Origin of the sequence: Jonesia quinghaiensis DSM 15701 (assembly GCF_000423205.1) — a bacterium.
In the GTDB taxonomy this organism is placed as follows: Bacteria; Actinomycetota; Actinomycetes; order Actinomycetales; family Cellulomonadaceae; genus Jonesia; species Jonesia quinghaiensis.
This window is the reverse complement of the sequence record NZ_AUHN01000004.1, coordinates 578,083-593,686: the sequence shown is the minus strand read 5'-3', so window position 1 is coordinate 593,686 and position 15,604 is coordinate 578,083. Positions and strand designations below refer to the sequence as shown.

Annotated in this window: 12 protein-coding genes; 5 read left to right on the top strand and 7 right to left on the bottom strand. The window is 58.6% G+C overall.

What is annotated here, in order from left to right; all coding sequences use genetic code 11:
• Positions 1 to 50: 50 nt before the first annotated feature.
• From G538_RS0102855 to G538_RS0102845, 3 genes are read right to left on the bottom strand one after another with little or no spacing between them, the layout of a single operon-like run.
• Positions 51 to 683: a hypothetical protein gene (locus G538_RS0102855; RefSeq protein WP_169514082.1), complete on the bottom strand. Its 633-nt coding sequence runs from the start codon at positions 681 to 683 to the stop codon at positions 51 to 53.
• A 3-nt stretch (positions 684 to 686) separates the two neighbouring features.
• Positions 687 to 1,445, bottom strand: a complete 759-nt coding sequence (locus G538_RS14775; protein ID WP_051196497.1) for an ABC transporter ATP-binding protein — start codon at positions 1,443 to 1,445, stop codon at positions 687 to 689.
• Entirely contained in the window at positions 1,442 to 2,728 is a 1,287-nt protein-coding gene (locus G538_RS0102845; RefSeq protein ID WP_029068122.1) for an ABC transporter permease, read from the bottom strand. The genes G538_RS14775 and G538_RS0102845 overlap by 4 nt, the downstream gene beginning before the upstream one ends.
• Before the next feature lie 618 nt (positions 2,729 to 3,346).
• Between G538_RS0102845 and G538_RS0102840 the strand changes: the two genes are divergently transcribed.
• Both G538_RS0102840 and G538_RS0102835 read left to right on the top strand, forming a co-directional pair.
• Entirely contained in the window at positions 3,347 to 3,973 is a 627-nt protein-coding gene (locus G538_RS0102840; RefSeq protein WP_029068121.1) for a hypothetical protein, read from the top strand.
• A gap of 122 nt (positions 3,974 to 4,095) precedes the next feature.
• The gene (locus G538_RS0102835) at positions 4,096 to 5,526 is read left to right on the top strand and encodes a D-arabinono-1,4-lactone oxidase (protein ID WP_245566769.1); all 1,431 of its coding nucleotides are present in this window, start codon (positions 4,096 to 4,098) and stop codon (positions 5,524 to 5,526) included.
• A 499-nt stretch (positions 5,527 to 6,025) separates the two neighbouring features.
• On the opposite strand, the gene G538_RS0102830 is transcribed toward G538_RS0102835, so the two are convergent.
• Positions 6,026 to 7,021, bottom strand: coding sequence for a helix-turn-helix transcriptional regulator (locus G538_RS0102830; RefSeq protein WP_029068119.1), 996 nt, complete (start codon positions 7,019 to 7,021; stop codon positions 6,026 to 6,028).
• A gap of 101 nt (positions 7,022 to 7,122) precedes the next feature.
• On the opposite strand from G538_RS0102830, the gene G538_RS0102825 reads away from it, so the two are divergent.
• Complete coding sequence (locus G538_RS0102825) at positions 7,123 to 7,695, top strand: VOC family protein (protein WP_029068118.1); 573 nt, start codon at positions 7,123 to 7,125, stop codon at positions 7,693 to 7,695.
• Between the two features lie 58 nt (positions 7,696 to 7,753).
• Here the strand turns inward: G538_RS0102825 and G538_RS0102820 are convergent, their stop codons facing one another.
• The 3 genes from G538_RS0102820 to G538_RS0102805 form a co-directional block, all read right to left on the bottom strand.
• Positions 7,754 to 8,200: a hypothetical protein gene (locus tag G538_RS0102820; protein WP_029068117.1), complete on the bottom strand. Its 447-nt coding sequence runs from the start codon at positions 8,198 to 8,200 to the stop codon at positions 7,754 to 7,756.
• 451 nt (positions 8,201 to 8,651) lie between these two features.
• The gene (locus G538_RS0102810; RefSeq protein ID WP_029068116.1) at positions 8,652 to 11,420 is read right to left on the bottom strand and encodes a hypothetical protein; all 2,769 of its coding nucleotides are present in this window, start codon (positions 11,418 to 11,420) and stop codon (positions 8,652 to 8,654) included.
• A 2-nt stretch (positions 11,421 to 11,422) separates the two neighbouring features.
• Entirely contained in the window at positions 11,423 to 13,270 is a 1,848-nt protein-coding gene (locus G538_RS0102805; RefSeq protein ID WP_029068115.1) for an HSP90 family protein, read from the bottom strand.
• 276 nt (positions 13,271 to 13,546) lie between these two features.
• Between G538_RS0102805 and G538_RS0102800 the strand changes: the two genes are divergently transcribed.
• Both G538_RS0102800 and G538_RS0102795 read left to right on the top strand, forming a co-directional pair.
• Positions 13,547 to 13,927 (top strand): ArsR/SmtB family transcription factor, encoded by a 381-nt coding sequence (locus G538_RS0102800; protein WP_029068114.1) that lies wholly within the window; start codon positions 13,547 to 13,549, stop codon positions 13,925 to 13,927.
• A complete protein-coding gene (locus tag G538_RS0102795) occupies positions 13,924 to 15,576 on the top strand; it encodes a SulP family inorganic anion transporter (RefSeq protein WP_035832792.1) in 1,653 nt (550 codons plus the stop codon). The genes G538_RS0102800 and G538_RS0102795 overlap by 4 nt, the downstream gene beginning before the upstream one ends.
• Positions 15,577 to 15,604: the final 28 nt, after the last annotated feature.

The following is a 15,604-nucleotide window of genomic DNA, read 5'->3' as shown; positions in this document are numbered from 1 at the left end:
CCACTATCCGGTAAACGCCCGACCCGTATGGGGGTTATCCCCCACATTTGTTACGTCCGCCGATAGCGCAGGGCGTTCCACAGCGCGACGCCACCGCAGTAGGACGCTGTCGCGATGGTAAGTGTGAGGGCGCTTGGTTCCAAGACTGCGATGTTCCAAGCATATGGAACAGATGGTTCCAAGTAGTTCCCCTCCGTTTGCCCAACAAGTGTGACAATAAGGAAAACACCGGGCACAATCCACGCCAAGCGTGGTGAGAACACGATGGAACTCAGCAACGCCAATCCAGCGGACGTCATCATAGTGAGGACAAACATCGCATACATACTGGTCGGTAAGGGTAATTCCTGTACGGCTGTTGAGAATACAATCCCTGCAAACAGCACCGCCGACCACAGCACAGTTTGCCCCAAGATCGCTAGATTTGTTGCAACTGTTAGCCGCGTGCCAGCAAGTTGTTCAAGGCTCGGTTGTGATGAGGTTGCACTCATCCCAATCAGAATGCCCAATACGATCGGTAGCAAATGAGAAATTGGGGTGGGCTCACCAACGATTCCGCCAACGCCATAACCAACATCAAAGGTGGCAACGATTCCCACACACAGGACTACACCGGTAAGGCCTAGTGTTACCGCTCGACGGCTAAGCAAAAATAAACTGGAAACCCTTTTGATGACAACCATGATTCACTGACTCGTTGCAACAAGGTATGCGGCCTCAAGATCAGAATGCGCACTGTGCTGCGCTGGGGCAAGTTCTTTGAGCGTTTCCAATGTGTCGTTGAAACGAACTTCGCCGTCTTCTAGAAGCACAACCCGGTCAGCAAGAGCGTCGACGTCATCAATGAGGTGAGTGCTGACAAGAACAGCTGCATTGGAGATGCCTCTAATGACCTCACGGAACAAGGCCCGTTGGCGGGGGTCAAGACCTACAGTCGGTTCGTCAAGAATGACTAATCGTGGCTCACCCACAATTGCTGTGGCAATTCCAACCCGTTGCAACATCCCACCGGACAGTTTCTTGATCCTGTCACGACTGCGATCAATGAGATCAACTTTTTCTAACGCTTTTTTTGTAGCGTCTGGGATCTCCTCACCAGGGATACCTCTTAACCAGGCAGCATAGGCAACAAGATCCGCGACACGGAAGCTGGTGTCAACGCTGAAACCTTGCGGCAGGTAACCGATGACACGCCGCGCATCAACAATGTGGGACCTTGTCGTAGTAGGGATGCCGTCTATGGTGACGTGTCCACTTGTGGGACGACGAGCCGTGGACAGGATACTCATGAGAGTTGACTTCCCCGCACCATTGGGGCCGACGAGGGCAGTGATCCCCTTGAGTAAAGTCAGTGAGTCAATATTTAGAGCAGTTCGGTTCCGGTACTTCTGTGTGACCCCGTCAAGTTCTGCGGCGGCTTTGACAGTGCGCTGTTGAATGGTCATCGTGTGCACATCTCGTTTCGTTCTACCAACGCTTGTTGAATCCAATCGACTTGCTCCGCGTCGCTCTTCGTCAACAACTCCCGGACCGCGATATCAGCCTGTTCGAAATATGGTGCGTTTGGGTCAGCGACAAATGGAGGAGGAGGGAGCTTAGACATGTAGCTCGTTGCTGCGTCAAGAACAGCTATGGTCAGGAAAGATAACCGTTCATCTTCATCTTCATCTTCTGTCATTGATGTCATCGCTGTGCAGTCCTCGATGAGGGAAAACGCCAGCGACTGACTTACCATATATGCCCCATCATTACCTTTTTCAAGTGGCTCAACGACAATTACTTGGGCGCCTTCATCAGAAAGATCAAGTTGTGGTTCTGTTAGCGTAAATTTCTGGTTGACACCATGAACGTCAGCGATGAGATTTTCGTAGCGCTCGCTTAACTGAACCCATTCTTCAAGCAAATGGTCATCGTCTACCCAAGCGCACACATAATTGTTTTTCACAGTGGTAATACAAGCACCATCTCCTGGCGATGGGCGTAATTTTTCTGGCGGCGTCACTTGCATCAATGCCACGCAACTCAAGGCGACACCTAAAGCAAGCGCCGACCCAACGACAGCACCGACACGTGAATTGCGTTCACGCTTCTTCCTACGCACTGCCAGTAATAAGTCCCCAAAAACAACTAAAGCGAAGACCATCACGCCGAACAATGCAACATAGGCCGGGTTAGGCATGAGCCACGTTTTGATCGTCACCGGCACCACTTGAATGTACTGACTCAAGGCTAGTGCAAAGATGAACGCCAAGATCGGAGCTGTGATGCGTGAGCCTGTTAACCCCGCCATCGCGCGGCCGACACCCATCAGCGCCAGCCCCATAGCAAGAGTTGTTAGGTGATATGTCCACACGCTGGACTGATCAGGTGACTGTATGAGCGCGATAGTTGTGAGGAGAACTGTTGTGATCACCATAGGGACAATGAGCAGTGCTGTAACCCGAGCAAGCCATGTCACTCCATTAATCCACGTGAACCTATGCACACTGATGGACATCACCGTGGGAAGTGTCCCACGGCTACGCTCAAGGGTGAGGTCAGCACTAGCCGCAGCAATAATAGGGCCGGCGAAATATAGGGCGACGTTACTCCAGATGGACACCCCGTACAGCGTGTCATTCCACCTCTCGTAGAACCCAAGAAAAGGTAAGGCCACCCATAGGCCAGTTACGAGAATCGTCCACAGTAAAAGCCTGCGGTTACGTAGTTCCAGTGCAAACGCAATCATAAAAAATTCCTTTAACGCATGGGAACTAAACCGCCTCCACCTTCAACGCCACCCTGCAAAGTCCACAAAGGTGCGCGAATGCGATTTATGCCTTCCCTTAAATTCGGTCATCGGTTACATAACCGGGAGTAGATAAGTGTCTGAATAGGTTGACGAACTACCTTTTGGACATAAAGCGAGAATTCGTCTTATTGAAGCCACTTGGATGGTAGCAGGTAACGCACCTGAAACGGAAGAGTCATCTCGAACATCTCTGCACGTCAGGCCCTTTCAACACGCCCCTGACGCAGGGCGTTCTACGGCACGCCGGGCGCACATCGAGAAGCGGCTTGAGAGCCACCCCTGTGTGGCATGTTTTGGGCTTGTGTGTGCTGTTCAGAACGTGCCACACAAGTCCAAAACATGCCGCATGCGAGTGAGTGCTGCTGGGCAGGGTGTCAATTGGGAGAAAGCGGGTTAGCAAACGAAGCACACACCGCCCCCATCACGCCCCCATCACGGATTCCGATACCGCTGGAGGGTAAAGCGCATAACGTCTTGAAAACAGTGAGCCGTAGTACCTCCCCAAAAGGGTGTGCGCCGTCGTACAGTTAAGGGCACATTCTCAAGGAGGAACACATGAACTGGTTGGATGTACTCGGGTGGGTCGGCTCGGGAATCGTCGTGGTCTCGCTATTGCAGACCCGGATCCTACGGCTGCGGGTGCTCAACCTGACCGGTTGCACCATTTCCGTGGTGTACGCGCTCATGGGCGCAGTGTGGCCAATCCTCGGCTTAAACGCCGTACTAGCCATTATCAACATTTATCACCTGCGGAAACTTCTCGCAGCGAAAGAAAACGAGCGCGCCTACACGGTTGTAACCGTCAGCCCCGATGACGCCTACGTCGCGTTTCTGCTCACCAAGCACGCCACAGACATCGCCGCTACGCACCCTGACTTCACGGCGAACAACACCCCCGCCACTGAAGCTCACCTCGTGCTCCACGATGACGAAACGGTCGGGCTGGTTCTGCTCAACACAGACGCTGACGGAACCGCGCACATCCTCCTGGACTACGTCACCCCACGTTTCCGGGACTTCTCCCCCGGGCGTTACCTGTTCCAAGACTCTGGGTTACTCACCTCACGCGGCCTCACCCGCGTCATGGCACCCACAAACGTCGATGCGCCAACCCGCAAATACTACGAAGCAGTCGGGTTCACCCCAGCTGATGGGCGCCTCGCACTAACAGTTGCAGCCTAAACCCGCCGCACGTTAGCCGCGCCGGCGTAGCGTCATCGCACAACCACAAAGGGGCCGGGGCCACTACTCCCAACGAGTAGTCGCCCCGGCCCCTTTTGCGCCGCCCGCCCACAACGGGCAGGATGAAAGAAACCCTGACCAGTGGAGAAGCAATGACGCACCTCATCCCCGGCATGCCGGACCCCTCACCAGCAACTGGACACACCATGCGGAAAAACTGGGCAGGCAACCTCACCTACACAGCCCGCGACGTTATCGCCCCACGGTCGGTTGAAGAACTGCAACGCGCATTCACTCACACCACCGGACCCATCACACTCCTTGGCTCAACCCACTGCTTTAACGACATTGCCAACACCACCGGCACGCACATCCTCACCTCACGGCTTGAACCCCTCCCCGAGAACCCGCTCACCGTTGATGCGCAATCAGATGGCACGGGCATCGTGCGAGTACCAGGCGGCGCCACCTACGGTGCAGTTGCCCAAAAACTTGCCGCCGATGGCTGGTCGCTTAGCAACTTTGCGTCCCTTCCGCACATCACCATTGCGGGGGCTATCGCCACCGGGACGCACGGTTCTGGGGACACCAACCAAGCTCTCGTTGGCGCCGTAGACGGGTTCACTCTTGTGACGCCGCGCGGCGATGTGCTGCACGCGCGCCGGGATGGCACCGATGACCTTCCGTGGGAATCAGCCGTTCATTTGGGGGCGCTTGGGGCTGTTGTCTTTGTGGACTTGCGGGTTCACCCCGCTTTCCTCGTGCGTCAAGACCTTATGACCAACCTGTCGTGGGGTGCGCTCGACGCCCAGTTTGATGCCGTGACCTCGGCGGCTTACTCCGTGTCTATGTTTACCCGCTGGGATGGCGAAGGCGTCGACCAAGTGTGGCTAAAATCTGCGGTGCACAGCGCGCGCACCGAATCAGGTTCCGCCGATGCGCGACAGGCTGGCGCGGCGGCTGCTTCAGCCGATGCGCCCCCACCTGGCATCGAGCTCCTCACCGCACTGGGTGCGATGCCAGCCACCGAAAAACTCCACCCCCTACCCCACACAGACCCTGTTCACTGCACAGACCAACTCGGCGTACCGGGAGCGCCGTTAGACCGGCTCCCTCACTTCAAGATGGGGTTCACCCCGTCCAAAGGTGAAGAACTCCAATCCGAATACCTCATCCCCCGCCGCCACGCGCTGGCAGCGATCGCGGCGGTGAGGGAACTTGGGCCGCGCATCGTGCCGCTGCTGTTTGTGTCAGAAATTCGTACCATGGCGCCAGATGGCGCCTGGTTGAGCCCGTCCGGTGTTGAACCAACCGTCGGATTGCACTTCACGTGGCGGCCCATGGAACGCGACGTGCTGCGGTTCCTTCCCGACCTTGAAGCCGCCCTTGCACCGTTCGATGCCCGCCCCCACTGGGGAAAACTGCACCGGTTTGGGCGCGACCGTTTGGAAAGCCTGTACCCGAAGATTGGTGAGTTCCGGGTGCTAGCTGCTGAACTTGACCCGGAACGCCGGTTGGTGAACCGTCACCTTGCTGAGGTTGTTGGGCTGTAGCTGACCGGGTTGTAGGCGCCAACCACGAACTCGCCCTTGGCGCAAGCTTCCCTATTCCATTCAACGCCACTGTTATTCATCCTTAGCGACCTGACAGGGACAGTGCAGTGGGTGGCATTCCCAACAGCCGGCGCCGCTGAGTCCGCTCGGTGTAGGTGCGCTGGATGTAGGTGCGCTGGGAGTGGTGGTCACATCGTGACTGTAACTGCCTCTCGGGTTGCTGCCACTACTTGCGAACGCTCTCTCCCCGCCCGTCACATCCGCCCTAATTCGGCCGCGTAGCACTCCTCACCCATTCATTCATTCATTCACTCACTCACTCACTCACTCACTCACTCACTCACTCACTCATCGAAAGTGGGATTGTGCCCACTTTCGAAAGGGAAAGTGGGCACAATCCCACTTTCGACGGGAGGGGTGCCCAGGTAGTGGGGAATCGGTAGGTCAGAAGAACCCAGTGGTGGTTGAGGTGGACTTGGCAAGGAAGGGGCGGCTAGGGCTACTGGGATGCCGTGGCACGATTGCGGGCGGCGAGCAGCGCAAACGCATCGGCCAGTTGAGGTGGGTTTAAGACATCAATATCGGCGTCAAAACTGTTCAGTGTCGCCGCAAGCGCCACCCATGACCACGCCCCCAGGGTAAGGCTGCACCGCTGACTATCGAGGGCCTCAACAATGCCATCACCAGCAAACGGGGCCACCTCAGACGCTGAACGATGCACAATAACCCGCCCAACACACGGCCATTCATTGCGGCGGTCAGCCCCTTTAAAACGGGCAGCAACAAACTCAGCAGCGTCACCACCAGGTAGTTCACGCGGCATAAACCGCGGGCCAGTGGGGGTGCGCGGTGAAATGCGGTCAGCGCGGAAAATTCGCCACCCATCACGCTGAAGATCCCACGCAACGAGGTACCACCTCCCCTGCGTTGTCACCAGGTGGTGCGGTTCCACTCTTCGTGGCGCATCGGTTGGGACAGCAGGCTCACCAATCCGTTGGTCGGTATGGCGCTGCGCGTAGTCGAATCGCATCACTTCACGCGAGCGAATGGCTGCAGATAACGCAACAAGGACATCGGGCTGCGCTTTGTCCGTGTTGCCGCCGGTTGGGCCGGTCAGTGCGGTGAAAGTGAGGGCCGCGAGCCGATGCCGCACGCGCGAGGGCATGACCTGTCGCACCGTCGCCAGAGCGCGGACAGCAGCCTCCTCGATATTCGCACCGGAGAGGGTCGCCGTCTGCAAAGCGACCGCGAGGGCGATTGCTTGGTCATCATCGAAAAGCAGTGGAGGTAATTCGTTGCCGGCGTCCAGGTGGTACCCACCGTCGGGGCCCATCGTCGCGCTGATGTTGTAGCCCATGTCGCGGAGCCGGTCGACATCACGGCGAACGGTTCGGTGACTGACATTGAGCCGTTCGGCGAGCAGGGCTCCGGGCCAATCCCGCCGGGTTTGCAGGAGGGACAGCAAGCTCAAGAGACGCGACGTGGTCGTGGCCATACTGTTGAGCCTAATTCATGTTGAGGACAAAACCTGACCTATACCCCTGTGAGAGTGGTGATTGCACGGCACGTTTCAACACTGTTCCGCAAGGAGAAAACATGAGCATCACAACGACCACCCACCTCAATTTCCGTGGCACCGCTCGTTCTGCGTTGGAGTTTTACCAGTCTGTATTTGGTGGAGAGCTAATGATTGCCACGTATGGTGACTTCGGTATGCCGCAGGACGCACCCGGGGCCAACTCAGTGGTTTTCGGGCAGGTTGTCGCCGACAACGGTTTCCGCGTTATGGCGTATGACATCCCCGGTCCACGTGACGCCGGGCAAGGCGGCGCCGGGCAAGGCGGCGCCGGGCAAGGCGGCGTCGGGCAAGGCGGCGTCGGGCAAGGCGGCGTCGGGCAAGGCGGCGTCGGGCAAGGCGGCGTCGGGCAAGACCCAACTCACTCAACTCAGCGTGACAATGGGGTGACCATCACCAATCAACCATTCTTCGTGTCGGTGCGGGGCGACTCTCTTGAGGAAGTCCAGGCCTACTGGTCAGCGTTGAGCGCCGGCGCTGAAACGATCGAACCACTTGCCGCATCGGCGTGGAGCCCCGGGTTCGGGATGCTCACCGACAGGTTTGGGGTGACGTGGATTCTCGATGTCGCACCCAGCAATCCTGTGGGCTGAGGGATCGGTTGGTTGGCTCTTCGAGACGCTAGGGCCAACCAACCATTGATGGAGCTTCTCAGACTGCTCGACCGTAGCGTTCTTGGACTACATCGAGAATCACGTTGACGGCAACAAACCACGGGGTGACCCCGTCAATGTCGCTGATTTCTTGCAGCGTGCAGCCGTCGCAAAACCGAAACTGTTCAGACACGTCGCTGTAGAGTTCGTGGCGCGTTTCGAAAGCTATCTCCTCGAGAGCTTTCTCCAAAGTCTTGCCTTCTTGATCTGCATAGTCTTGGACTTCGACAAGGAGATCTTTCTCGGAGAGGCCTTCGTTGAAATCGAGAATGCGGTCAATGTCGTCTTGAACCTCCGGCGAAAACTCGCTGTGCGCCTGAGTGTTTGTAGAGTCGCCGTAATGCAGTGCGATAGCGCCTGCTGAGAGGGCCAAGGCGACAACAACTCCGCACAACACTGCGAGGGCTCGCTTTGTCGAAAGCTGAAGGAAACGCGCAGCTTGCACTGAATCATCCTTACATCGATAGAATCGGCTCTTTCGTTAAGAGCGATGATCAAAGAGTAAGTCCGTGCAGGTTGAAATATGCGATTTTCGAAGTTCGGCACAGTGTGGTTATTGTGAAGACCCTGTTGACGCTCGTGCAGCGTACTGGCTAAGTGCGGGCACTCCGGAGGCTGGGTAGATCATGCGGGCGCACTAGGTCAAGCATGCGCGGTTGCAGACCCATGTGGCATGTTCCGGGACAGAGAATGCTGTTCAGAACATGCCACATGAGCCTAAAACATGCCACACAGCGGAAGAGGTGGAGGGGATGTGGCAGGCGCGGGCGGGGGGTGAGGTAGGCGCGGCGGCGGGGGGTGAGGTAGGCGCGGCGGCGGGGGGTGACGGCAGAATTGGAAGTGCTGTGGCGGCCCAAACTGCACCGCCACAGCACCGCCGCACCTCCAACCGCGACTTATTCCGCACCGCCGCCTAGCGCTTCAATCTGCCCGTTGAGGAACTCGATTTGGTCCATTCCTTCCTCGTAGCAGTCGCGTGCCGCTTCGAGGTTTTCGCGGGCTTGGGTGGTGTTCCCTGCGTCGCGGTGTGCGAGCCCAGCGATGGTGAGCGCGTCAGCTAGTGCAGGGGTGAGGTCGATGTCTCGGGCCATCCCGGCAACGGTGGTCGCTGCTGCTGCGGCTTCCTCGTTGTGGTCCATGCGCCACAGGAGGCGGGCACGGTGCATCCTTAGTTCGATGAGTGCAATGGCCCGGTCTTGTGGGTCTACGCCGTCAGCGTTGAGGGCTTCTTCGCCGCGTTCGAGTGCGCTGAGGTCTGTTGTTTGTGCAACAACAACCTGTGCAATCGCGACGCGTTTCGCCGCTTCTGCTTGGGCGAGTGGTTGCTCTTGGGTGGTGGCGAGGTTCCAGGCGCGCTCTGCATAGTCAACGGCTTCTTCGTGTCCTACCTCGGTGAGGAAGTCTGTGAGGCGCAGGGCGATGGTGAATTCGCGGTCTGGTTGTTTGTTGTCTTCGGCGTAGCCGAGCGCGTACACCCAGGCGGAGAATGCTTGCTGGTAGTCGCCGCTTGCGTACCCTGCTTCACCGACTGCTTGCAGGTGTTCGAGGATGAGTTCTGGTTCTCCGTCGTTTTCGAATTGCCAGTCTAGTGATTCGGTGAGGTTGGCGAGGGCGTCGTGTGGCAGGCCTGCGTCGAGGAGGTAGCGCCCGAGCGTGTAGGTGAGGTTCATGCGGCGCTGCTCGTCGATGTCCGCTGTGGTTGCGTAGCGTACGGCGCGGCGCATGGCGCGTGCGGCGTCGGGCAGCATGCCTAGGCTGGCGTGGACTGATGCTTTGCGGGCGAAGAGTTGCCACGCTACTGCGTGGTCTGCGCTGCTGAGCGCTTGGTGTGCGGCTTGGTCGAAGAGGGATAGCGCGGTGTCCCAGTTTTCTTGCTGCGTTGCGATGGATGCTCGCAGGAACGTTGCGTGGGTTTCGAGGCGTGCGCTGCCGTGTGCGAGTGCGTCGGCGGTATCAAGTGCCGCCGATGCGTCTTCCACGTTCCCTAGGCTCAGTGCGGTGCCAGCGACCATGAGTGCTGTTTTGTATTGTCCGGCTTGGCCGCGCATGAGGGTTTGGGCTTGGGTGGCGTAGGTCAGTGCTTGTTCTGGGTTTGTGGGCGCGGTGAGGTCGGATAGTTCGAGGTAGAGGTATGCGGCATCTACAGGGTGCTGTGGCGCTAGTTCTGCGGCTTTTGCGGTGAGTGCTGGGGCGTCCTCATTGGTGAGGTCTTTGAGGAATCGTGGCCCGTATTCACTCATCGTTGCGGCCAGGGCGGGTAGCCCTGTTTCCCCGAGTGTCGCCACGAGGGCGTCGAAGGTTGGGGCTGTGTCTGGTAGGACTCCGTCTGGGGCGTGCAGGACCGCGAGCACCAGCTCTGGGGTGTTGTCGTCTGCGGGTAGTGCCAGGCCAGCCTGGTAGAGGTTCACGGCTTCTTGGGGGTTGGTGAGCATGGTGTTGCGAACTGCCGCCACATAGTCGAGCACTGTGGTGGGTTGGGCAACGGGTGCGTTGTCGACGGGGGTTTCGTACTCTTCGATGCCGAGTGGAAGGTCGTAGCGTTCGGCGAGGAGGTTCTGTTTGGATTCGTACAGGGCGGTGTAGTGGGTGTTGCCGTTTCGGGTGTTGAAGGAATCGGCGATTGCCCGGGCTCGCGCCCATGCGGTGTCTTCGATGTCGCGTGGGGTGCGGTCACCGGTTACCTCGCTGCCTAGCAGGGTGGCGAAGTATGGTGCGTTGGTGCCACGGATAGGGAGTTGACCTTGCCCTTCGCTGGTCATGGCGTTCGAGAGCACAGCGAGTGTGGTGAGGCAGTCGAATTGGCGGGTGACGCTCAGTGGTGACACATCGAATACGCGGGGGAATTGTTCGAGCAGGCTGAGCGCACGGGGGGTGTTGCCTGTGATGACGCAGAATTCGATGTGTCGCAGCAGCATGGAGCCGGGGTCTGGGTTGACGCGTACGGCGGTCAAGCTCTTGTGGTGCAGGGCGCGGGCGGCGTCGAGGTTACCGGCTCGCAGGTGGAGGAACATTGCTTGCGCTTCAGAGTATTCTGGTTCGTCACCGCAGGTCAGGTGCCCGGAGAAGATTTCTTCGAAGAGTTCGAGGGCTCGTTCTGGTTGGCCTTTGTCGCGGTGGTACATCGCTGCGGTGGAGCGGTAGCACGCTTCGCAGTGGGAGAGGTCGTCGCGGGGTGCGGCTTGGAGTTGGGTGAAGATCTCTTCGGCTTCTGCCCATTCACCGCGGTCTGTTGCGCCACCGAAGCGGGTTTGGAGGTAACCCGATGGTGATGCGCCTGCTTCTTGGAAGCGGCGTTCCATGTCGGCGTAGATACCTTGGATTTGGCCTAGTGAGTATGCGGGTGATTCGTTGAGCATTTCTGCTACCCACTTGTATTGGAACAGCAGGTGGGTGTCTTCGTCGACTTCGAGCGGGAAGCGTTCTGGGTCGGAGTCGTGGATGGCGAGGGACCGGGTGAAGCTGGTCAGCAAAGCGTCGGTGTCACCCATGCGGAATGCGGAACGGTTGTGCCACAGGCGTAGTTTGTACGCCCACCCGTCGAGGGTTAGTTCTTCGGCGAGGTTCATTGCCGAGCGGACGACTTGGAGTTCTTCGTCACCCATGGGCATGTATTCGGCACGCTCGATGAGTTCTTGGAGCTGTGGTGGGGCTGTTTCGAGGTGCATGGTCAGATCTCCGGGAAGTCGGTGTCGGATAGGCCGATTGAGAGGGTGATGAGGTCGTCGAGGGCCTCAGTAAGCATGGTGCGGTCGGCAACGGTCAGTGGGTGGTGACCGGACAGTTTCGCTTGGGCGAAAAGCAACCGCACACTGCGGGTAAAGATGATGGGGTCGGTGACTGCGGCGAGGGAACGTACCGCCCGGTTGGACCAGTTCAGGCAGAGTTGCGCTGTGGCTTTGGTGCCGAGTGAGTCGTACACCTCTTGGGTTTGCGCGAGGATTTCTGCCCAGGGGCCTTGCACGACATCACGGGTGGCGTCGCGTTCAATCCACTGGATGACCTGCGGGTCAGCGACATACAGTGCTGGCAGGTTTGCGGGTTCGTAGGTTCGTGTGATGACGGTGACGTACTTGTTCCCCAACGCTTCTGTCGCACGTTTTTCGAGGTCTTTGGCGCGCGTGGCGTCGTCAAAGGGGACGGGTGAGAGGTTGTTGAGTTCTTGGGTGACTTCAACTTTTTCCACCGTGACATCCGTGTGGTGGGTTGGCAGCCGCAACAGCAGGTCTTCGATGAAGGAGTACCCGGCGTTTATGACGGGGCGTTCCGGTGACACGATGGAGGACACTTGACGGAATTCATCAACCGTTGAGGCGTACCGCACGGTGGTGGTGGTGTCTAAATATTCGCCGATGCTCATGGTCCCGGCACTGGTTTCCACCGGGAGCAGCGGAATAATCGCTTTGCCGAGGTCGTCATAGTGGGCGGCCATTTGCCGTAGCGCCACGTGGTGAACGTTCACAAGTTCGGCCAGTGTTTCTGGGGAATGCAGTGCCTGTTCTTGCACCCAGTAGGTGATGGCCCGCCCAATGGCTTCTTGGGTGTCAGTCAGCGCCTCGTTGGCGATGAGTTGTTCTCGGGACGCGGTGGGGGTCAAGTGGTCTGTGGAGATCACGGCGTGAACGAATGATGCCCACGCTGGCAGGACGTCGGGCATCCGTTCCGCGAGGAGCATCCGGGAGAGGTACACACGAGCCGATGCGGCGGCGCCAGGTGGCGGCGCAAACGGCAGAATGTAGCCAACACCGCTGGTTCCGGTGCCTAAAGCGTCCAGAGGGATAGCGGCGAGGGGTTCTTGCCCAATGACTTCACGTCCGTAGGACAGCGCAACGGGGGTGTCGCGGTGTGGCGGTAAAAAGGGTGCTTCTCGGCCGATGAGGCGTGCGCCCGTGGCGAGGTTCAGTTCGAGCTCTATGGGTAAAAACTCGGCGAACGTTGTGGCGAGTTCTGCGACGAGGGCGTCAGTGAGTAGGTCGTCACCGTCGTGGCGGGCGGTCAGTGACACGGTGGTGCCGTAGGGCACTACGTCGCTGTGGTTGGCGTCGAGTTCGGTGACGGTAAAGGTTCCGTCGATGCGCCCCACCCATTCGATGGCTGCCGGTGCCTGCCCGTCAGCACTGACGCGCCGGGAGCGGGACAGGATGGTGATGTTGTCGGACACCATGAAGCACGAGAGCAAGCCGATGCCGAATTGCCCGAGGTAGTCGTCGCGGCGGAACCCTAGTTCGGGGTCGCGTTTGGAGGATTTACCCACTGTTGCGAGGAGTTCTGCTGCCTCGTCTGCGGTGAGTCCGATGCCGTTGTCCCGGAAGGTGAAGGGTGTGCCGTCGCGTGCTGGTGTGATGGTGATGCGCGGGGATTCTAGGGGGGCCGCGAGCGCGTCGTGTGTGGTTGCTGCGTTGATGGCGTCGACGCCGTTTTGGATGAGTTCTCGCAGGTAGACGCGTGGGCTGGAGTAGATGTGTCGCGAGAGTAGTTCGATAACGCCAGACAGGTCCACCTGAAATGGGCGGGACATGAGGCTCCTTCATGGTTTGGACGTTCTGTGGGCGGGTGCGGTTCTCCTCCCCCCAGAAGAGTCCGCGTGTGTGTTCCACACGGTGGGTTGGTGATGTGTGCGGGCGCGGGTCACCAACCTGAATGATGTTAATGGTTTGTTCTGACATTGGGCGAGGGGTACTTATCCCTCACCCGTTGATCTGCGGTGATGGTGGTGTGGGGTGGTGGTGTGTGCCCGTATGGCGGACGGAGGGCCTAGTGGTGGCCGCAAACAGGGCGATATGATGATTTCATCATGTCACTAGATGAATTTCAGCGTCCCTTGTATGAGGTCAAAGCGGGTCTGTTTAAAGGCCTGTCCCATCCGTTGCGTATTCGCATTCTTGAATTGCTGGCTGACGGTCACGAACATACTGTTTCTGAGTTGCAGGAAGCCACCGGGTTGGAGGCTTCGCATTTGTCGCAGCATCTTGCGGTGTTGCGTAAGCACCAGTTGGTGGAGTCCACGCGCCGTGCTAGCCACGTGTATTACCGGATCGCTTTCCCTGAGGTTGCTGATTTGTTGACTGTTGCTCGCAGGTTGTTGGGCAATATTGTTGCCTCGGCGTCGACTCAGGTTGATGCTCTCCCCCATTTGCCTGCGTTGGTACGCGAGGCGCAGGACAGCGCCTCATGAGTGGTTTACCTGTGGGGTCGTGGCAGCATTCTCGGGTGCGCCGTTTGTTGCCGAGCGCTGGTGACTATCGGGATCTGCGTTCTACGTGGCGTCGTGATCTTCTTGCCGGTGTCACGGTGGGGATTGTGGCGTTGCCGTTGGCGTTGGGGTTTGGTATTTCCTCGGGTGCTGGTGCGGAAGCTGGCATTGTCACGGCGATTATTGCTGGGTTTATTGCCGCTGTTTTTGGTGGTTCCCACGTGCAGGTTTCTGGCCCTACGGGTGCGATGGTGGTGGTGATTGCCCCCGTCATTGCTGTGCATGGGGTTGCTGCTTTACCTCTTGTCACGTTGATGGCTGGGGTCGTTGTGGTGGCGGCTGGGGTGTTGCGGTTGGGGCGTTTGGTTGCGTTCATTCCGTGGCCGGTTATTGAGGGGTTCACTGTTGGCATTGGGGTGATTATTTTCCTGCAGCAGGTCCCTGCGATCACGGGTGGTGGTGACAGTGTCACGAGTAGTCATGCCGTGGTTGGTGCCGCGCAGGCTGTTATGCATCTTGATGCCTCGCACCTGGCCTGGTCAGTGGTGATGGTGGCGATTGTGGCTGGTTGTATGTTGTGGTTACCCCGGTTGCACCCGGGTATCCCTGGGTCGCTGGTTGGGATTTTGGTTGCCACTCTTGTGACGGTTGTTGTTCCAACGCCGTTGGCGAGCATCGGGCAGCTCCCTCATTCTTTACCTACTCCGACGATGCCCGCCCTGGATGGGTCGCTCATTGTTGCGTTGGCCCCGGCAGCGTTGACGATCGCGGCGCTTGCCGCGATTGAGTCGTTGTTGTCGGCGCGGGTAGCCTCGGCGATGTCTCCCACTGGGGCGTATGACCCTGATCGGGAACTTGTGGGGCAGGGGTTGGCGTCTCTTGGGTCAGCGTTTTTTGGTGGCATGCCGGCCACTGGTGCGATTGCCCGCACAGCAGTTAACGTGCGTGCTGGTGGGCGCACCCGGCTTGCTGCGATCACCCACGCGGTGGTGTTGTTGGGGATTATTGCTGTGGTTGCTGCCCCGGTTGGTTTTGTTCCGCTCGCCGCATTGGCGGGTGTCCTCATGGTCACTGCTCTGCGCATGATTGATGTGGCAACCGCTGGGGTGATTCTGCGCTCTACCCGCTCAGATGCTTTAGCGTTTGTGGTCACAGCGCTGGTGACCGTGTCGGTGGACCTCATTGTTGCTGTGCTCATAGGTATTACTGTGGCTGGGTTCCTGCTGTTGCGCACGTTGTCACGCACCACAACCGTGACGTTTGAGGACCTTCCCGGTGTGGCGGAACACGGCGATGAGCGCATCGCTACGGTGCGCATCGACGGGCCACTGTTTTTTGCCGCAGCGGACCGGGTTTTGGATGCGGTGACAGCCGTTGATGACGTGACCGTGGTGATTTTGCGCATGTCACGGTTGGGGGTCGTTGATGCCACCGGCGCCCACGTGCTCACACAGGTTGTGCAACAACTCGAAGCGCGCGGCATCACCGTGTTGATGAAAGGCATCCAAGCCAGTCACCATGAACTTTTCCGCCGTGTTGGGGTGCTCAATGCGCTGCGCGATGCAGAGCACCAGTTCGATTCGCTGGAGCAGGCTGCCGCTTACGCACGAACCCGCGCCCGCCACACATAACGTGGCGAACGCGGGTTACGAGGTAATG